At 61.2% G+C, this 17,838-nt stretch carries 19 protein-coding genes; 10 read left to right on the top strand and 9 right to left on the bottom strand.

Annotation, left to right across the window (positions count from 1 at the left end; genetic code table 11):
- From E1B25_RS18885 to E1B25_RS18875, 3 genes are read left to right on the top strand one after another with little or no spacing between them, the layout of a single operon-like run.
- Entirely contained in the window at positions 1-708 is a 708-nt protein-coding gene (locus tag E1B25_RS18885) for an ABC transporter ATP-binding protein (protein WP_132831145.1), read from the top strand.
- Complete coding sequence (locus E1B25_RS18880; RefSeq protein ID WP_245510775.1) at positions 689-1,825, top strand: M20 family metallopeptidase; 1,137 nt, start codon at positions 689-691, stop codon at positions 1,823-1,825. The genes E1B25_RS18885 and E1B25_RS18880 overlap by 20 nt, the downstream gene beginning before the upstream one ends.
- 59 nt (positions 1,826-1,884) lie before the next feature.
- Positions 1,885-3,117 (top strand): amidase, encoded by a 1,233-nt coding sequence (locus tag E1B25_RS18875; RefSeq protein WP_165937686.1) that lies wholly within the window; start codon positions 1,885-1,887, stop codon positions 3,115-3,117.
- Positions 3,118-3,291: 174 nt separating this feature from the next.
- On the opposite strand, the gene E1B25_RS18870 is transcribed toward E1B25_RS18875, so the two are convergent.
- From E1B25_RS18870 to E1B25_RS18835, 8 genes are all read right to left on the bottom strand, one after another.
- The gene (locus E1B25_RS18870; RefSeq protein ID WP_132831143.1) at positions 3,292-4,011 is read right to left on the bottom strand and encodes an ABC transporter ATP-binding protein; all 720 of its coding nucleotides are present in this window, start codon (positions 4,009-4,011) and stop codon (positions 3,292-3,294) included.
- Positions 4,004-5,800: a branched-chain amino acid ABC transporter ATP-binding protein/permease gene (locus E1B25_RS18865; RefSeq protein ID WP_245510774.1), complete on the bottom strand. Its 1,797-nt coding sequence runs from the start codon at positions 5,798-5,800 to the stop codon at positions 4,004-4,006. Before E1B25_RS18865 ends, E1B25_RS18870 begins: the two co-directional genes overlap by 8 nt.
- Positions 5,793-6,626 carry a branched-chain amino acid ABC transporter permease gene (locus E1B25_RS18860; RefSeq protein WP_132831142.1) on the bottom strand — a complete coding sequence of 278 codons (834 nt, stop codon included), beginning with the start codon at positions 6,624-6,626 and terminating at the stop codon, positions 5,793-5,795. Before E1B25_RS18860 ends, E1B25_RS18865 begins: the two co-directional genes overlap by 8 nt.
- A 72-nt stretch (positions 6,627-6,698) precedes the next feature.
- The gene (locus tag E1B25_RS18855; RefSeq protein ID WP_132831141.1) at positions 6,699-7,847 is read right to left on the bottom strand and encodes a substrate-binding protein; all 1,149 of its coding nucleotides are present in this window, start codon (positions 7,845-7,847) and stop codon (positions 6,699-6,701) included.
- 49 nt (positions 7,848-7,896) lie between these two features.
- Positions 7,897-8,742, bottom strand: coding sequence for a nitrilase family protein (locus E1B25_RS18850; RefSeq protein ID WP_132831140.1), 846 nt, complete (start codon positions 8,740-8,742; stop codon positions 7,897-7,899).
- A 216-nt stretch (positions 8,743-8,958) separates the two neighbouring features.
- Positions 8,959-9,567 (bottom strand): ANTAR domain-containing response regulator, encoded by a 609-nt coding sequence (locus E1B25_RS18845; RefSeq protein WP_132831139.1) that lies wholly within the window; start codon positions 9,565-9,567, stop codon positions 8,959-8,961.
- Entirely contained in the window at positions 9,564-10,712 is a 1,149-nt protein-coding gene (locus E1B25_RS18840; protein WP_132831138.1) for a transporter substrate-binding domain-containing protein, read from the bottom strand. The genes E1B25_RS18845 and E1B25_RS18840 overlap by 4 nt, the downstream gene beginning before the upstream one ends.
- Positions 10,713-11,231: 519 nt before the next feature.
- Positions 11,232-12,107 (bottom strand): LysR family transcriptional regulator, encoded by an 876-nt coding sequence (locus tag E1B25_RS18835; RefSeq protein ID WP_132831137.1) that lies wholly within the window; start codon positions 12,105-12,107, stop codon positions 11,232-11,234.
- A gap of 95 nt (positions 12,108-12,202) precedes the next feature.
- On the opposite strand from E1B25_RS18835, the gene E1B25_RS18830 reads away from it, so the two are divergent.
- The 5 genes from E1B25_RS18830 (at position 12,203) to E1B25_RS18815 (ending at position 16,207) form a co-directional block, all read left to right on the top strand.
- Positions 12,203-12,919 (top strand): SDR family NAD(P)-dependent oxidoreductase, encoded by a 717-nt coding sequence (locus E1B25_RS18830; RefSeq protein WP_132831136.1) that lies wholly within the window; start codon positions 12,203-12,205, stop codon positions 12,917-12,919.
- Positions 12,920-12,942: 23 nt separating this feature from the next.
- On the top strand, positions 12,943-13,116 hold the full coding sequence (locus E1B25_RS22240) for a hypothetical protein (protein WP_165937685.1): 174 nt from the start codon (positions 12,943-12,945) through the stop codon (positions 13,114-13,116).
- Positions 13,117-13,123: 7 nt separating this feature from the next.
- Complete coding sequence (locus tag E1B25_RS18825; protein WP_165937684.1) at positions 13,124-14,347, top strand: YbfB/YjiJ family MFS transporter; 1,224 nt, start codon at positions 13,124-13,126, stop codon at positions 14,345-14,347.
- Between the two features lie 284 nt (positions 14,348-14,631).
- Positions 14,632-15,495, top strand: a complete 864-nt coding sequence (gene yghU, locus E1B25_RS18820) for a glutathione-dependent disulfide-bond oxidoreductase (RefSeq protein WP_132831134.1) — start codon at positions 14,632-14,634, stop codon at positions 15,493-15,495.
- Positions 15,496-15,529: 34 nt separating this feature from the next.
- Positions 15,530-16,207: a glutathione S-transferase family protein gene (locus tag E1B25_RS18815; protein WP_132831133.1), complete on the top strand. Its 678-nt coding sequence runs from the start codon at positions 15,530-15,532 to the stop codon at positions 16,205-16,207.
- 93 nt (positions 16,208-16,300) lie between these two features.
- Here E1B25_RS18815 and E1B25_RS22235 read toward each other — a convergent pair whose 3' ends face one another.
- The gene (locus tag E1B25_RS22235; protein ID WP_165937683.1) at positions 16,301-16,477 is read right to left on the bottom strand and encodes a hypothetical protein; all 177 of its coding nucleotides are present in this window, start codon (positions 16,475-16,477) and stop codon (positions 16,301-16,303) included.
- A gap of 319 nt (positions 16,478-16,796) precedes the next feature.
- Here E1B25_RS22235 and E1B25_RS18810 point away from each other — a divergent pair, with 319 nt between their 5' ends.
- A complete protein-coding gene (locus E1B25_RS18810) occupies positions 16,797-17,378 on the top strand; it encodes a TolC family protein (RefSeq protein WP_132831132.1) in 582 nt (193 codons plus the stop codon).
- A gap of 43 nt (positions 17,379-17,421) precedes the next feature.
- Positions 17,422-17,823 carry a RidA family protein gene (locus E1B25_RS18805; protein WP_132831131.1) on the top strand — a complete coding sequence of 134 codons (402 nt, stop codon included), beginning with the start codon at positions 17,422-17,424 and terminating at the stop codon, positions 17,821-17,823.
- Positions 17,824-17,838 lie beyond the last annotated feature (15 nt).

Raw genomic sequence — 17,838 nt, 5'->3', positions numbered from 1 at the left:
ATGGCCCGTATCGAAATCAACGGCGTACGCGCGGCATATGACAAGGCCGACGTCCTTCATGATATTTCGCTGACGGTCGAGCCGGGCCGGATCACATGCCTGCTGGGATCGAACGGGGCGGGGAAATCAACCCTGATCCGGGCGATCCTCGGCCTCACCCCTCCACACACAGGAAAGATACTGGTGGATGGCGAGGATGTGACCGGGCTGCCGACGCATCGGATCATTGCACGGGGCATCGCCGCGATCCCTGAAGGGCGCAAGATGTTCCCCAAGCTTACCGTGACCGAGAACCTCCGTCTCGGGGCCTTTCAGGTGAAGGATGAGCGCAAGATCCGGGACCGGATGGACCATGTTTTCACCACCTTCCCCCGTCTCGCCGAGCGCCGCGATCAACTTGCGGGCACCATGTCGGGCGGCGAACAGGCGATGGTGTCCATCGGTCGTGGTCTGATGGGCGGGCCGAAAATCCTGCTCATCGACGAACCCTCTTTGGGGTTGTCCCCGCTCTACGTGAAAGAGAACTTCAAGATCATCGAAGCAATTCGGGAGCAGGGCATCACCGTCTTCCTCGTCGAACAGAACGTGCGCCAGACCTTGGCGATTGCCGACTATGGCTATGTGCTCTCTGGCGGGAAATTGGTGGCGGAGGGCGCTGCCGATGCGCTGGCCAAGGATTCCGCCGTGCATGAGGCTTATTTTGGGTGACATGATGATGGACGTTGTCGAACTTACCCGCCGCCTTGTCTCCTTTGACACCGTGAATCCACCGGGCCGCGAAGCCGAGGCGATGCGCGCCTGCGCCAAGCTCTTGTCCGGCGCGGGATTTACCTGCCGTGACATTCCCATGGGGGATGGCCGCAGCAACCTGCTGGCAACGCGAGGGCTGACCGACGGAAAAGCCGCGCTCGGGTTTACCGGACATTTGGACACGGTGCCCCTCGGGGCGCGCGACTGGCGGTTTCCGCCACATGCCGCAACCCTGTCCGATGGATGCATCCACGGTCGTGGCACCACTGACATGAAAGGCGGCGTCGCCGCATTCATCTGCGCCAGCCTGTCGGCACCGCCCCCGCCGGGTGGGATCGCCCTGCTGATCACCGCTGGCGAAGAAACCGGATCAGACGGCGCGCGCGTCATGGTCGACGCGGGCGGCTTGCCGACCATCGGCGCGCTAATCGTCGCGGAGCCGACGCTCAACCGTGCAGTTCCCGGTCATAAAGGGGCGCTGTGGTTGCGCCTGAGCGCGCAGGGCGTGACAGCGCATGGCTCCATGCCCGAGCGGGGTGTCAACGCCGTGATGTGCATGGCGCATGCACTGGCCGCGCTGGACGGGATCGACCTTGGCGCGACCCATCCGGTCATGGGGGCGCCGACCCTCAACCTCGGGACGATTCATGGCGGTTTGAACACCAATTCCGTACCTGATTTCTGCGAAGCAACGCTGGACCTGCGGTCGGTTCCGGGGGTCTCTCACGCCGACCTGCGTGCGATGATTTCCGCACGGCTGGGGCCGGACATCGAGATCGAGCCGTTGATCGACTTGCCGGCGGTCTGGACCGATCCCGCGCATCCCTGGATGGCGGCGATCACAGCCCACTCTGCGGCCATCGCCGGGGCCGAGACCGTGCCCTCTGCCGCCAGCTATTTCACAGATGCCTCGATCTTCACCCCTGCGCTCGGGGAGGTGGCGACAATGATCCTTGGTCCCGGCGATCCGGGATTGGCGCATCAGACCGATGAATACGTCTCTGTTGATCGGCTCAACGAGGCGCAATCCATTTACACCGCAGCGATTTCCGACTGGAATGGATCCCACTTATGACTGCTCAAGACCGCCCCCTTGGGGCCTTAGCCACACGCACAGAGATTGCAGCCGGACGCTTGACCGCGACGGAAGCGACCGAGGCGCTGATCGCGCGTATTTCCGACCTCGAACCTGAGCTGCGCGCTTGGGTGCATGTGGATGCCGAGGGCGCGCGCGCCGACGCGGCTGCGCTGGATGCGGGACCGAACCGAGGGCCTTTGCATGGTGTCGCTCTCGGTGTGAAAGACCTCTTCGCCGCCGCAGGCCTGCCCTGGCGCTCCGGCTCGCCGATATGGAAAGATCGGATCGCCGGGTTCGACGCGGCTCCGGTCGCATTGGCACGCCGCGCCGGGGCTATTGTTCTGGGCAAGACCGTCACGACCGAGTTCGCCGGTTACAAACCCAGCCAGACGCGCAATCCTGTCGCACCGGGCCGCACTCCGGGGGGCTCCTCCTCCGGGTCTGCCGCAGCCGTCGCGGCGGGTATGGTGCCATTGGCCTTCGGGACACAAACCTCCGGCTCCGTTATTCGTCCGGCGTCCTTTTGTGGCGTCGTCGGTTTCAAACCGTCGTTCGATCTGATCGAACCCTACGGCGTCACCGCGCTCGCGCGGAGTTTCGATACCGTGGGCCTGTTTGCCCGTGATGTGCCGGATGTCGCCTTTGGGATCGAGGCGTTGACCGGTCTCGCCCTCCCCTTGCCCACGCTGGCGCAGGCGCCCTGCCCTATGACGCTGTTTCGCTCTGCGGCTTGGAGCAAAGCCGAGCCCGATCTTCTTCGGGCCTGGGACGCGTTCGAGGCGGATCTGATTGCGACCGGCGCGCAGCTTCACGATACGCTTCCCCCTTCTTTCGTACGCGCGCTTGATCCCGTGCTGGAATTGCATGCCCGCATCATGGCCGTCGAAGCCTCGGAAGCCTTGGCATATGAAGCCGAGATTGCGCCAGATCTTCTCTCCGCTGGATTGCGGGCCCAGATCGAGGAAGGCCGCGCCGTTCCGCCAGCGCAACGTCATGCGGACCGGCTCGCGCTTACGAGATTGCGCGCCCGCGCGGTCTCCGATTTGGACCCGTCTGCCGTATGGCTGACCCCGTCCAGCTGTGGTGCAGCCCCCGATTTCGACGCAAGCACCGGCGACCCGGCCTTCAACCGGACATGGAGCCTGCTCGGCCTGCCCAGTTGTTCGGTGCCGTTGCTCTCAGACGACGCCGGGCGCCCAATCGGGGTGCAGGTCGTCGGGGCAATGGGAAACGATCATGGGGTGCTGGCGACCGCAAACTGGTTGATGCAACGCTTGGCGGGCCTCTAGCCGGGAAACGCTGGCAGGCGGCCGCCCTGATCAGCCGTCACCGCGCCGCCCGATCAGGGCCAAAGCCACCTGCCCGGAGCGCGCCGTCACTGGGTTTTCACCAGAGGATGGCCGCCACCGAAGGGTGCGCCGGGCGGGCTCTCGTTGCCTGCGAAAACAAACCGCCCGGATCGTTCAAATCTTCAGATGTTCCAGTACCCGCTCCCGGCTGTCCGCGTCGGCGATACCGGAATCGTCGATTTCGCCCAGTTTGAGAACGGCCCAGCGGTCGGCCACGTCCAAGGCGAAATTCAGGTTCTGCTCGACGAGCAGGATGGTGGTGCCGTTTTCGGCCTGTTCAGCTTGCAAGGCCTTGGCGATCTGCGCGATCACCGTTGGCTGCAAGCCTTCGGATATCTCGTCGATCAGGATAAGATCGGGCTTCAGCATCAAGGCACGGCTCAGGATCAGCATCTTTTGCTCTCCGCCCGACAGGGTGCCCGCCTGTTGTGCTAGCCGGTCGCGCAGGAAGGGAAAATGGGTGAACACATGTTCCAGTGCTGCGCCCAAATCCCGGTCGGAACGGATCGCCAAGCGCAAGTTGTCTTGGATGCTGAGATCGGTAAACAGCGGCTGCTCTTGCGGGGCATAGCCGACCCCTGACTTGATCAGGGCTTTCGGGGAGGCGCCGACAATGGACCTGCCGTCCAGCTGAATCTCGCCGGACCGCGCCGACACCAACCCGAGAATGGTCTTGAGCAAGGTTGTCTTACCCATGCCGTTCTTCCCCATCAGCGCAAAGATTTCACCCTTGCGTATCGACAGCGACAGGTCCTTGATGATGGCGATCGGGCCATAGCCGCTGGTCACGCCGTCAAGTTCCAGCTTGGTCTCTGTTTTCGCAGTGTCAAACATGATCACCCCCTGAGTAGATCGTTTTGACGATGTCAGAGTTCACGACCTCGTCGACTGAGCCGTCCAGAACCAGACGCCCCTGATGCAGCACCACGATCCGGCTGGAAATGTCGCGAACGAAGTCAAGATCGTGTTCGACAAGGATCGCAGCGAAGCCGAGCTCGTTTGTCAGTTTTTTCAGGATCGTGCCGATGGTTGTGCGTTCGGCCTTGGTCAAGCCGGCGGTCGGTTCGTCCAACAGGATCATCCGCGGCTCCAATGCAACCACCATGGCCAGTTCAAGGCTTTGTTTCTGGCCGTGTGACAACAGCGAAACCTCGGTCGACAACAGTTGATCCAGACCGGTGAGCTGCAAAATTTCGATCGCCGCCGGAGGCAGGCTCAGCGTGTCAGAGGCCGCAACAAAGCTGGGCGCCTCCAGTGAAGCGCGCGCCATGCGCAGGCATTCGGCCACGGTCAGGCTTTCGAATACGCTGGCGACCTGGAATTTGCGTCCCACGCCCAGGGCAACGATCTGGTTTGGAACCATGCCGGCGATATTTTTGCCCGCGATGCGGATCACGCCGCCCGAACTTTCCTTGCCGTCGGTCAGGCAGCGCATCATCGTCGTCTTGCCTGCACCGTTGGGTCCGACAAGGCTGACCAGTTCGCCCGGAGCCACGTCCAGCGTGATGTCCGCCAGCACCTTTTGGCTGCCATAGGATTTTTCCAGCTTGTCGATGCTCAGCAGCGGGCCGTCGACCATTTTCACGTGGTGCCGCGGCGCCTCGGAAACCAGTTCGGGGCCAGCCCCAGCCACCACCTCGCCACGGCCACGCCGGGTCAGGCGAGAGACAAGTGCGGCCAATCCGTTTGGCAGGAAGATGATCATCACGACGAACAAGGTGCCGACGACCAGCTGCCAAAGGAAGGGCAGTTCACCCGACAGACTGGCGCTGAGGTAATCGATACCGACGGCGCCCAGAACCGGGCCCAGAATGGTGCCGCGCCCCCCCAGTGCCGTCCAGACCACCAGTTCGGTGCCGAAGACGAAGCTGGTGTTTTCAGGCGCGACTACGCCTGAGGCGTTGGCATAGAGAAAGCCCGCCAATCCCGCCACGCCCGCCAGCACTGCGGTCAGCATGATCTTGATCCGCTGGGTGTTCAGGCCAAGATAGGCACAACGGGTTTCGTTGTCCCGGATCGCGGTCAGGATACGCCCGCTGTCCGAGCGCACGAAGATCAGCGCCCCCAACGTGACAACCACCAAGCTGATACCGGACAGCCGGAAGAACCCCTCCAGTCCGAAAGGCAGACCGGAATAGCCCACCATACCGCTGCTCGACCCGGTCAGCGTGCCGCCAGAATAGATCAACTGCGTCACGACGATGGGAAAGACCAGCGAGATCACCGTGGCGTAGATCGGTGTCGAGCCGTAATAGAACGACAACCAGCCGACGATTGTGCCCAGCACAACCGGGACCAGGATCGCCAACACCAGAGCGAGGCTGATCAAGGTCGGGGAACTGCCGATATGGGTCAGCAACATCGCAGTGGCATAGGCACCAACACCGAAAAAGGCGGCCTGACCGAAGGTCAGGATCCCAGTAAAGCCCCAAAGCAGGTCAACGGTAATGGCCAGAATGGCGTAGATCATCGACCGCGTCAGCACATTGATGCTGAACCGGCTCAGAAACATCGGGCCAAAGATCACCAGCGCCAGCGCCACCAGTGCGAGAACGCCCAGAATTGCGGCGCGGCGCCGGACGGCATTGCTGCGGGAAGGAGAGATGGCAAGCGCGTCAGACACGGGCAAACCCTTTCGAACTGATGCGGAGGACCAGTGCGCTCAGAACGGCGACTGTTATCCCCCCAAGAATTGGGCTGATGAAGGTGGAAACCAAAACCTGTGCTCCTCCGAAAACAAGACAGGCAACAGCCAAGGCGCCGAAAGACGATCCGGCCACCATCACCAGCATGAACGACCCGATCAACCAGGCCACGCCCATGGTGGGATCAACGCTGGTCAGCGGCGTCAGCAAGACACCGGCAAGCGCGGTCAACCCGGTGCCGATCATGAACGTCACGAACCGAATGCGCGTGGTGTCCAGACCCAAGGCGCGGGCCAGCGACTGGTTCATGATGACGGCGCGGGCCGACAGGCCAAGTCGGGTGCCTTCCAACAGAAGGGCAAAGCCAAGCCCGATCGCAACCGCCGCCGCCAGCGCAAAAAGGCGGTAAAGCGAATAATCGGTGCCGAGGATATGAATGGTCCCGGACAGCAGGTTTTCGGTGAACTGCACGTCACGCCCGAACCCCAGTGTTATAAGCTGGCCAATGATGATCCCCAGCCCCCAGGTGGCAAGGATCGCATCTTGGGGTCGGGAATAAAGCGGCCGCACGATCAGGCGTTCGGTCACGCCCCCCAGAACGGCCCCCGCGACGAACGCCAAGGGCAGCGCCAACCATGGGCTCAGCCCCAGTCCGCCGGTCACAACAGCGCAATAGGCCCCCACGGTGAGCCAGGCGCCGTGGGCGAAATTGACAATTTCCAAGACGCCGAAAATGGCGAGAAGACCCGCTGAGACGATAAACAGGATCGCCGCAGTGGTCACGATATCCAACAGGAGAGTCATCAGACCGGGGTTCCTTTCGGGGAAATAGAATTTGCGGCCGGGGGCAAGGGGCCCCCCGGCCGCGCTGTCAGATCACAACTTGGGGCATTGTTCGCCCGGATCGACATCCTTGAAGGTCTCGACAACCTTGACCGAGCCATCTTCCTGCACCTGACCCAGATACATGGTCAGCGGCGCATGGTGCTGTTTGCTCATCTGGATGGTGCCGCGCGGCCCGGTGAACGACACGTCGTCCAGCACGTCCACAACAGCCTTGGTGTCGGTGGAACCGGCTTTTTCTACCGCAGCCTTGTAGAGGTAAATGGCTTCGTATTGCGGCACCGACAGATCGTTGGGTGTACGCAATTCGTCGCCGAACTTGGCGGCCATGGCGTCAAGGAAGGCCTTGTTCTCGGCGCTGTCGATCCCGGTGACATAGGAGGCCGAAATCAGGATTCCGGTCGCGTCCGCGCCCATGTTTTTCGCAGTGCCTTCATCCACCGCAAGGTTGGCATAGGGCAGATCAACCCCGGCACCGCGCAGCTGCTTGGTCAGCGCAACGTTCGGCGCGCCGCCTGCGGTCGAGGTGATCATTGCTTCGGCGCCAGAGGCCTTCAGCTTGGAGATGATCGCGGTCCAGTCGCTGCCGTCCATCGGCAGGTATTCCTCGCCCACGACTGCGCCGCCGGTGCTTTCAACATAGCTGCGGGCGAATTCCAGCATGCCACGCCCGAAGGAATAGTCGCTACCGATCAGGAAATATGTCTTGGCGCCCTCGGCATTCAGGTAGTCGACAATCGGCGGCACCTGTTGTTCCGGCACCCATGCGTCAACAAACAGGTACGGGTTGCACGAACGGCCCTCATAAAAAGAGGTGTAGATATAGGGCACCTTGCTCCGCGACACGACCGGCAGGCCAGCATTGCGCGCGGCGCTGGTTTCCATCGAAATCAGGACGTCCACCTCCTTCTGGTAGACCAGCGAGTCAAAGGCTTTCTGTGCCCCCGCCGCGCCCGAAGCGTCATCGGCGATGACCAATTCCAACGGCCGGCCCAGCACACCGCCGGCTGCATTGATTTCTTCGACCGCCAGTTCTGCCGACTGCACCACCGAAGGCGCGACGACGCTATTGGCGCCGGACAGGCCGACCGGCACGCCGATGCGGATCGGTTCGTCAGCAGCGAAGGCGCTGCTCGCCAGCATGACGCTGGTCACGGTTGCGATAAGAGAAGGTATTTTCATTGCAGTAATTCCTTGTTGGGCTTGAGGGTGAAAAGAAGACAACGCGGGGTCAGCCATAGACGTCTGAACGCCGGTCGCCGAGAATGTCATTGAATTCGTTGAGGTGCCGCTTGGTCGAAACGTCTGCCGGGGTAATCGTGGCATACAGGATGTCGTCGTCCTCACGGCTTGCAGGGCCAGCCAGCGGCCAGCCGGTGGCGTCGATGATCAGGCTCTGGCCGATGAAGGGTTGACCACGTTCGGTGCCGACCCGGTCAGCGCAGGCGATGAACAGCCCGTTGGAATGCGCCGCCGCCTTGTGCAGGATGTTCGACATCACTTCGGCCTGCGGATCCTGATCGGGCATCGGCACCCAATTGGTGGGCACGCAGATCACTTCGGCCCCTTTCATCGCCAACTGGCGGAAGGTCTCGGGGAACCAGCCATCATAGCAGATCGCGATCCCGATCTTGCCCAACGGCGTGGCAAAAACCGGCAGCCCCAGATCACCCTTTTCGAAAAACAGGTTCTCCCGGTACCACAGGTGCATCTTGCGATAGGTTCCGATGTAGCCTTCGGGGCCGCACAGCATGGCCGAGTTGTAGAAGGTGGCACCAGCAACCTCGGCCAGACCCGAAACGATATAGACCTCCAGTTCGGTCGCCAGTGCGATCAGCCGTTGCGCACTTTGACCGTCCGGGATCGGCTGTGCCAGCTGGGCCAATTCCTCGGCGCTGTCGAAAACATAGCCGCTGTCGGCCAGTTCTGGCAGCACGATCAGCTGCGCGCCATTGGCACGGGCCTGTCGCACCCGAATTTCAATTGCGTCAAGATTGGCATCGACCTCCCCGATCTTCGGTTCGAACTGGATGCAGGCGATGGTTACGGGCTGTGAATGGTCTGTCTCAGGGGGCACGTCAGTCTCCAAAACGCAAAAAGCCCCCGTCCACGGTCAAAAACCGAGGTATCGGGGGCTATATAGCCGGGATGTAAAGCGGCAACCTTGCCGCAGAGCAATCCTGCTCTTCACCTAGACGGTGTCACGCAAGGCAATCCTGTTCAATTTTAATTTTTACGCAACTACACGATTTATTGGCTTATTTTTTAATCACCACAGAATCGGCGCACTAAATCAGCGTTTCAGGCCAAGCCGACGCATCGTTTCATGCGCCGCGATCAGGTCTTCGGCGATTGCCGCCATCGTGATCCGCTCCGAAGTCGCCTGATCGCGCAACAAGCGATAGGCGGCATCCTCGTCAAGCCCCTGTTCGTCGACCAGCAACCGGATTGCCCGGTCCACCAGCCGGCGGCCCTTCAGGGTTTCTTCCAGTTTGCGCACCTTTGCGGCCAGCCGCGCCTCGTACCCGTGGCGATAGCGCGCCAGAGTGAACTGGGTCAGGATGCCCAGCGGACGCAACGGCTTGCTCATCACGCCGTGGGCATTGAGATCATAGATCGCGCGCAAAGAGGTCGGGCTTTCATAGGTGACAACGGCGATGATCGCAGGATCATGGCCCTCGAACACCTGCACGGCCTGATCCGTCGCCGTGTCCTCGACGCTGATGAACACGGTATCGGTGCCTTCGGGCAGTACCGCCGGAAGCGGCCAAACCGCTTTGACCTCGCAGCCCAGTCGGCGCAGCTGACCGATCAGAACCGATCCTTCCTCGTCGCGAGGGTGGATCACCAGCACGCGCGCCCGGCGCAGATCCTCGAGTATGCGGCGCGGGTGTCCCTTCATGCCCATTCCCGCAGGGACGGCTCCTCGAAACGGGTGGTGGCGAGATACGGGTCGGGACGAACCGGGGCCCCGCTTTCCCACACGACATCGAACAGCCCATCTGGCCGCGCCACCCCGATCCGCGGTGTCAGCCATGTATGCCGGGTTTCCGGGTCGATATGAATGCGCCCGCCCGGTGCTTCGAAGTCCAGCCCCAGAACCTCTTGCCCGATGCGGTGGGTATCCATCGTGCCGACCCGTTCCAGTGCGCGGGCGAATAGGTGGACCTGATTATAGGCCGGTTCGGACCAAACGCTGGTCACGGCCGCCCCCCCGAACCGCGCCTTGTAGGCCGCGACGAAGGCGCGGTTCACCGCGGTATTGAGTGTTTGGAAATAGCTTGCCGCAAGGATGTGGCCAGAGCATTTTTCCGGCCCGATGCGCGCGATTTCGCCTTCGGCCATGGTCAGGCTGGCGATCGGACAGACGCTCCGATCGATCCCGGCTGCGTCGTACAGCGTATAGAAGGCCTGAGCCGAGGTGCCCACCAGCGTGGAAAACACCGCATCGGGGCGGATCTGCTCGATCTCGCGGATCAGGGCCATTTCCTCAGTCGCGCTCACCCCGAGGGGCAGATAGTGTTCGGCTACGGTCTCGCCACCCCTGGCTTCGATCAGGTCGCGCATGATCCGGTTGGATTCCCGAGGATAGATGTAATCGGATCCGACGAATGCGATCCGGCTGCCGTAGGTTTGCAACAAATAGTCGGCCAGTGGCAGACACAGTTGGTTCGGCGTGGCACCGGTATAGATAAGATTTTCGCAATATTCGAACCCCTCGTACATGGAGGGATAGAACAACAACCCGTTTTGGCGTTCGACCACCGGCAGAACGGTTTTGCGGCTGGCCGACATCGAGCAGCCGAAAATCACATCCAACTCGTCTTCTGACAGCATCTGGCGGGCCAGTTTGCGATAGGCGTCGTTGTCTGATTTCGGGTCCCGACAGACCGGGATGATCGGACGTCCGTGAATTCCGCCCGCCGCATTAATCTCGTCGATCGCCAAGATCGTCCCATTGTAATGCTCGGTCTCGGTGACACCTGTGGTCCCGCTGCGCGAAAAAAGTACCCCGACTCTCCAGCCGTCCTGTGTCGATGGGGTCATGTCAGATACCTCGTATGGAGCGGTCCGGTTGAATTCTCGCGCAAACATAGGCGGCCCCCCGGAGGGGCCGCAAGCCGCAACGGTCCGGGCGGGCCGTCACCCAACGCGCAGATGCGATAAAAAGGAGCGCGAGGAAAGTCCACTCTGGGATGGCAATGCGGCGTTCAAACGGGCTGCCCCCGGTGCAGTTACCCAAAATGGGACGTGCAGTCGGATATGCCGTGTCTGTCAGCGGCCACAGCGCAGCCATATGCCAACACGGTTTCGCGTCGTAGCCTGTTCGCCCTCGTCAAGCAGAACAACGGAATGTACCAGCAAGGTTCCAGCCTTGTTTTCATGGAGCCTATGTCATTGTGAAATCAGGTGATTTTCGATGGCCGCCCGTCTCCCCCTCAGGATCAGGGAACCTGCGCTGAATTAAGGGGATACGAGACATGGGGGGCTCTTTCCTTTTCTATCGGCTCAACGCACTTGAGCATCATCCCACATGAGCATCATCGGGCCGCAAACCAAAACCTGTCAGGATTTCGGGGCGGTTGAGACCTCGGAAAATTTCAGAAATGCCTGAAGACCCACAGAGGGGGCGCTTTGCTTCCAGCACCACAGCAGATCCCGTGTCAGGTCGTGATCCTCGACGTCAAGAACATGGAGATCGCTGCTGACCAGGCTTTCGGGGAACAGGCCGACGCCCAGTCCAGCCCTGACAAGTTGCAACGCGCGCTCATCCTGCGAGGTGCGATAGGTCACCTTGGGGCGAATGTTCCCGGCGGCCAGAAGCTGCCCGAAGATCTTGCGATATTCGCAGTGCCGGCGCGCGATGAAGGGAAGATCATGCAGCACAGCCAAGGGGGCCGACCGCTGCCCTGCAAGGCGATGATCCTGCGCCGTGGCGATGACATAGCGCTCGGTCGCCCTCACCTGCGTTGCCCATGACCTCGGCAGGGTCTCTTCCCCCGTGTGCGCCAGAAAAATAAGGTCCTGCCGCCCACTTGCCAGTTGGTCGATCAAGACCTGCCCCGTGTCTTCCCAGACCTTCAACCGGACAGCGCCGTGACTGCGCCGGAATTGTTCCAGTGTTGCGGCCATGGCCCCAAGGTTCGTCGTGTCACTTATCCCGATCGAGAGCACCTCGCGCTCGGATGTCTGCTTCAAATCCGAGCGGACGCTCTCGCATTCCTCAACGATGGTTTTTGCACTGACCAGAAGGCGGTGCCCCTCGGCGGTCAAGGTGACGTGCCGGGCGAGCCTGTTGAACAGCCGAACGCCAAGGTCCTCCTCCAGCTTGCCAATTGCCGTGGACAAGGCGGGCTGTGACGCATGCACCCGCGCCGCCGCCTTGGAAAAGCTGCCGGTGTCGGCCACGGCAAGGAACTGTTCAAGCTGTCGTAGGTTCATGCCATTAACAAAATTGATGGAAGGGTTAAAAACTATAAATTTGATAGAATGCGGACATCCCTGTAGTCAAGGGGACCGCCAGTCGAGGAAACCCCATGAGCCAGACCGCATTGATCGTCGGTGCCGGAGACAACCTTGGCTCTGCCATTGCCCGCAGGTTTGCGCGCGAAGGTCTGCATGTGGTGGCCTCTCGCCGCAGCGGAGATCTGTCCAAACTTGTCGCGCAGATCCATGCCGATGGCGGGGCCGCCACCGGGCTGCATTCGGACGCGCGCGATGAAGACGCGGTGCAACAGCTTGTCGAGACCGCCGAACGGATCGGCCCCATCGCCGCCTGTGTCTTCAACGTGGGCGGCAACGTCCGCTTTCCCATCAGCGAGACCACGACCCGCGTCTACCGCAAGGTCTGGGAGATGTGCGCGCTGGCGGGCTTTCTGGTGGGGCGCGAAGTTGCCGGGCGCATGCAAGCCCGTGGCCGGGGTACGATCATGTTCACCGGGGCCTCGGCCTCCCTGCGCGGCAATTCCGGGTTCTCGGCCTTTGCTGGCGGCAAGCACGCGCTTCGGGCCTTGGCGCAGAGCATGGCGCGCGAACTTGGCCCGCAGGGGGTGCATGTGGCCCATGTCATCATCGACGGGTTGATCGACAATCCCGATACCAAAACCCTGTTTCCCGATCTGTTCGAGGCCCGAGGCCCTGACGGCATCCTGAACCCCGATGACATCGCCGAAGCTTATTGGCAGCTGCACGCCCAGCCAAGAAACGCCTGGAGTTTCGAGATGGACCTGCGCCCGTTCAAAGAACCTTGGTGATCCCGACAGAAAAGCGAACGAGCATGAGCAAGACACTCGACTTCTATTTCGATTTTGCATCCCCCTATGGCTTTCTGGCCAGTCGCAAGGTCGCGGCACTGGCGCGCGGCGTGTGCGGCTCGCCCTTCATCCTGATCGACGGTGACCCGTTCTGGGGTGGCGATCAGTTCGCAGACATCGAGCGGCTTTATGGTTGATCAGGGCGTGAGCATAGCACCGCGCCGGGTGCACTATGCGTGGACCGTTGCCTTTGCCGGGGCGGCGGCAATGGTCTGTGGTCTTGGGTTGGCGCGCTTTGCCTTTGGCATGATGCTACCGTCAATGTCTGCCTCGCTTGGGCTGAGCTATGGTCAGGGCGGGGTGTTGGGCTTTGCCAATATGGCGGGCTATCTGATCGCCATATTGCTGGCGCCCTTGGTTCTGCCCCGGATCGGGACGCGCATCGCCGTAACCGCCAACCTTGTGTTGATCGCGCTGTCGATGCTGGGCATGGCCGCGACCGAGAGCTTCTCGGCGTTGTGTGCCCTGTACGTGGTGACGGGGATCGGCAGCGGCGGCGTGGTCCTGCCCGCAATGAGCGTCATGGCGCAATGGTTTTTCCCCTCGCACCGGGGGTTGGCCGCCGGGCTTGTCATGTCCGGCCCGGGCTTCGGAATCATTCTGAGCGGTTTCATCGTGCCCCGGCTGGCGCCCGCATACGGCCTTTTGTCCTGGCAGTTGGGCTGGGCGATCTTTGCGCTGATCTGCGCGGCTGTCGCGGTCCTTGCCTTCACGCTGATCCGAAATCACCCCGATACAAAGGGGCACCTGCCATTTGGCAAAGCCCCTGCAACGCCCCCTGGGTCCAGCCCCATGTCCCGCTCTGCCAAGCTGCGGTTGCTGGTCCACATGGGGGTGATCTTTGCCATCTACGGTGCGGTCTATATGCTTTATGTGACGTTCATCGTCACCAGCATGGTGGACACATTTTCCCTTGGCGAGGCTTTGGCCGGCGACCTTTGGGCTTGGTTCGGATTTCTGAGCATCTTCTCGGGCATCCTGTTTGGTGTCGTCTCCGACAGGATCGGGCGCCGCCGTGGCATGGCCGTCGCCTTTAGCGTTCTCGCTGTGTCGTTCCTGTCGGTCGGGTTCGGACCGTGGATGCCCGGCCTTTATGTCTCGATCATCCTGTTCGGTTTGGCCGCCTGGAGCATTCCGGTCATCATGGCCGCATCGGCGGGTGACTTCTTTGGCAGCGCTGCGGCGGCCAATGCGCTGGCCGCCCTGACCTTTGCCTTTTCAGGTGGCCAGGCGACCGGCCCCGTCTTGGCCGGCTTCCTCGCGGAACGCACCGGCGATTTCAGCGCCAGCTATGCCCTGTCGGGGGCCGCTGCTGTCTTGGCCATCGGCCTGAGCCTGCTTCTCAAAACGCCTGATGCATCCAAGTGACAAAGGATCGAACCCGGTCACGTCGAGCCGCGTCGAGGCGATCAGTCGCGCGGGTGGGTGACATGTTCGCCGCATCGGGGCCTTGCCTCACAAAACTGTGAGCGCCGAGATATTCATTGAGTGATCGCTCAATAAATCGTAAATGACACATGGCGGCACTGTCGCAAGATTTCGCACCAGACATCACGGCCCTGCGCCCCCAGACACCCAAGGTCTCCCCTCCCTGAACGCCACGTATCCCCGGCAAAACGCCCGGACGCCCGGACTTGAAAGGAACACACGCTATGACCGCTTACACCCCGCCAAAGGTTTGGACATGGGACGCCGAAAACGGTGGCGATTGGGCCAAGATCAATCGCCCCATCGCGGGCGCAACCTTTGACGCCGAGCTCCCGGTCGGGAAACACCCGCTTCAGCTGTATTCGATGGGCACACCGAATGGGCAAAAGGTCACTATCATGCTGGAAGAGCTTCTTGCCCTTGGCAAGACCGGCGCAGAGTATGACGCACACCTGATCAAGATTGGCGAGGGCGATCAGTTTTCGTCCGGGTTCGTTGCGGTGAACCCGAATTCGAAAATTCCGGCCTTGATGGATCGCGACACCGGCAGCCGCGTGTTCGAAAGCGGGTCGATCCTGCTGTACCTCGCCGAAAAGTTCGGAGCCTTTCTGCCCGAGGATGCTGCCAAGCGCACCGAGATCCTGAACTGGGTGTTCTGGCTTCAGGGATCTGCGCCCTATCTCGGTGGTGGTTTCGGGCATTTCTACGCCTATGCCCCGGAGAAATTCGAATATCCGATCGATCGCTTCACGATGGAAGTGAAACGCCAGATGGATGTGTTGGATCGTGAATTGGCCGATCATCGCTATCTCGGCAGTGAAGAGTACACCATCGCCGACATGTTGACCTGGCCTTGGTATGGCAATCTGGTTCTGGGCGAAGCTTACGATGCGGGCGAATTCCTGGATGTTGAAAGCTACACCAACCTGCGCCGCTGGGCCGAGGACATCCTTGCCCGCCCCGCCGTTCAACGTGGCCGCATTGTGAACCGCACACGCGGCCCGCTGAACGAGCAGCTGCACGAACGCCATGACGCGTCAGACTTTGACACCAAAACCCAGGATAAGATCGCCACTGCGGCTGAGTGAGCCCTCTGTTTCCCCAAACCAACAGGACCATGAAATGCTGAAATTCTACTATCACCCAACCCCGAACCCGCTGAAGATCGCCTTGTTTCTGGCCGAGACCGATCTGCCCTTTGAACTGGTGCCCGTTGACACCGCCGAGGGGCAACAACACACGCCGGACTTTCGTGCGATCAACCCGAACGGCAAAGTGCCGGCGATAGAGGATGATGGCACTGTCGTGTTCGACAGCACGGCGATCCTGATTTACCTGGCCGATAAAACCGGACAATTGGGTGGCGCGCCGGAAGATCGCGGTGCGATGCTGTCGTGGTTGATGTTCATTGCCTCGGGTCTTGGGCCGTTTTCAGGGCAAAGCGTTCACTTCCACCACACCGCCCCGGAAGACATTCCCTATGCGAAAAATCGCTACATGCGCGAAACGGAACGCCACTATCAGGTGCTCAACGACCATCTGAAAGGGCGCGAGTTCATCGTGGGCGACAGCTATTCCATCGCTGATATTTCGGCCTGGGGCTGGGCCATCCGTGGTGATCGCGTTCTGGGCGGCGAAGGTCTGGCGCAATTCCCCGAAGTTGACCGTTGGTTCAAGGCGATCAATGCGCGCCCTGCGGTCGAAAAGGCGCAACAGATGGGCAAAGGCGAAACCTTCAAAACCCCGGGCGACGAGGCATCGCTTCGCGCCCTGTTCCCAAGCAACTACGTCAACGCGTAACGCCTTCCCCGCCCCGGGCCTGAAGCTTGGGGTGGGATCGGGAGGAGTTGTCGGTTCCCGCAGGGGCCGCAGTCAAGGATGGTAGATTGCATGTCAGTGCTTGTGCGCCAACGCACCTGCGACAAGCGAGAGGCCCAATTCCAGCCCGCGAGGGCCAGCCGCATCGGGCAGCGGGTGTGGCGCAGGCGCCGGAACGGGTTGGGCAGAAGAGGCCACAGGGGCGAGAAGCGCGGCAACGGTGACCAATATGGTCATGTGTTTGAGGATCATTCTGGATCTCCGTGTTGAGGCCCCGCCTCTTCGGACGAGACCCCCGCTCATGCAAACACAGCTTTGGAGGCAGCAACGCAGAGACCGTTGGGGCCATCGCCCAAGAGACGCGGTGGCAGAGCTATAACGTCAACCGATTGGTGATGCGGGGCTTGACGCAGAACCTTGATGCGATGGCGGCAACGGAAACGATCCGCCAAGCCTAGGCTGAAGTGCGCAAAACCGGCGTGAATTCCGCACTGGCCGGTTCGCTGTCGGGATCGCTTGAGCGGTCCGGCGGCGACGAGATCATGGCACCAGCACAGTCGGCTCTAGTGAATTGGGAGCGTCTTTTGTCATTGACCTGTTTGGCGCCATCCAGCGCGAGCGCAAAAGCGCGGTGGCCTCCCTGACCGCAGCGCGCGCCGAGGCCGAAACAGTGCGGCTTGCGTGGTTGGCGGAACTGCTCTCATCCTATTCGGATGCGCGCTATTACCAAGAGGTGCTGGCGCTGACGCGCGATACCATCAACACGCGCAAAGAAACTGTCGATATTACGCGCGGCCAGTATGAGGCCGGTGCGGCAACAGAATACGAGGTCGCCGAAGCACAGGCTTTGCTGTCCACTGCGCGCGCGGCCCTCCCCCAATATGCGGCGCTGTTTGACGCGAATGTTTACGCCATTGCAACGCTGCTGAACGAACCTGCCGCCAGGATCATGACCCAGATGCAAAAAGGGGCGGCGCAATTGCCCACACTGCGCGGGCTGCGGAGCGGCATTCCTGCGGATCTTTTGCGCAATCGCCCCGACGTGCGCAGTGCAGAAGCCAATTTGGCTGCCGCGGTGGCCGTCACCGCGCTGACGTCAGACACTCTTCGCGCCGGCATATCCCCCGTGCTGTTGGCTGAGATGCACGCATGAAATGGATCAGTCTCGGGTTCGATATAAGTTTCAAGGAGACGGTATGAAACAGGCTATCCACCCGGACGGCAGGGTCATTGGCAAAACCGCAACCGGACTCAATCATCTCAATTGGGGGATCAAAGCGGGTGATCCCGTCTGTGTTGCAGGCATGTTGCCCACTGGTCCGCAGGACGGTCACATCGTCAGCCAAGGAGATATCGAGGTGCAAACCAAGCGGATTCTGGACAGCATCAAGGTCGGGCTCGAAAGCGCAGGTACCAGCATGGACGACGTCGTGATGAACCAGATATTCTTGCGCGACTTGGACGATTATCACGCGTTCAACGAGATTTACGCAAGTTATTTCCTCGATCTTCAACCAGCCCGGTTCTGCGTGAAGCTTGATTTGGTGCATCCGGAATTCTTGGTTGAAATCGCAACAACAGCCGTGTTCACGTCCTAGGCGGCACAGAAGGTC

The sequence above is a fragment of the Antarcticimicrobium sediminis genome (assembly GCF_004348975.1).
In the GTDB taxonomy this organism is placed as follows: domain Bacteria; phylum Pseudomonadota; class Alphaproteobacteria; order Rhodobacterales; family Rhodobacteraceae; genus Antarcticimicrobium; species Antarcticimicrobium sediminis.
The sequence above is the reverse complement of the archived record's forward strand: the minus strand, read 5'-3'. Positions and strand labels throughout refer to the sequence as shown.

Bases quoted from the DNA above. Each gene is read 5' to 3' on its own strand.
- E1B25_RS18880 (WP_245510775.1), top strand. From the start codon at position 689: ATGAGGCTTATTTTGGGTGACATGATGATGGACGTTGTCGAACTTACC.
- E1B25_RS18885 (WP_132831145.1), top strand. From the start codon at position 1: ATGGCCCGTATCGAAATCAACGGCGTACGCGCGGCATATGACAAGGCC.
- E1B25_RS18835 (WP_132831137.1), bottom strand. From the start codon at position 12,107: ATGAACCTACGACAGCTTGAACAGTTCCTTGCCGTGGCCGACACCGGC.
- E1B25_RS18815 (WP_132831133.1), top strand. From the start codon at position 15,530: ATGCTGAAATTCTACTATCACCCAACCCCGAACCCGCTGAAGATCGCC.
- E1B25_RS18830 (WP_132831136.1), top strand. From the start codon at position 12,203: ATGAGCCAGACCGCATTGATCGTCGGTGCCGGAGACAACCTTGGCTCT.
- E1B25_RS18840 (WP_132831138.1), bottom strand. From the start codon at position 10,712: ATGACCCCATCGACACAGGACGGCTGGAGAGTCGGGGTACTTTTTTCG.
- E1B25_RS22235 (WP_165937683.1), bottom strand. From the start codon at position 16,477: ATGATCCTCAAACACATGACCATATTGGTCACCGTTGCCGCGCTTCTC.
- E1B25_RS18870 (WP_132831143.1), bottom strand. From the start codon at position 4,011: ATGTTTGACACTGCGAAAACAGAGACCAAGCTGGAACTTGACGGCGTG.
- yghU (WP_132831134.1), top strand. From the start codon at position 14,632: ATGACCGCTTACACCCCGCCAAAGGTTTGGACATGGGACGCCGAAAAC.
- E1B25_RS18855 (WP_132831141.1), bottom strand. From the start codon at position 7,847: ATGAAAATACCTTCTCTTATCGCAACCGTGACCAGCGTCATGCTGGCG.
- E1B25_RS18860 (WP_132831142.1), bottom strand. From the start codon at position 6,626: ATGACTCTCCTGTTGGATATCGTGACCACTGCGGCGATCCTGTTTATC.
- E1B25_RS18805 (WP_132831131.1), top strand. From the start codon at position 17,422: ATGAAACAGGCTATCCACCCGGACGGCAGGGTCATTGGCAAAACCGCA.
- E1B25_RS18845 (WP_132831139.1), bottom strand. From the start codon at position 9,567: ATGAAGGGACACCCGCGCCGCATACTCGAGGATCTGCGCCGGGCGCGC.
- E1B25_RS22240 (WP_165937685.1), top strand. From the start codon at position 12,943: ATGAGCAAGACACTCGACTTCTATTTCGATTTTGCATCCCCCTATGGC.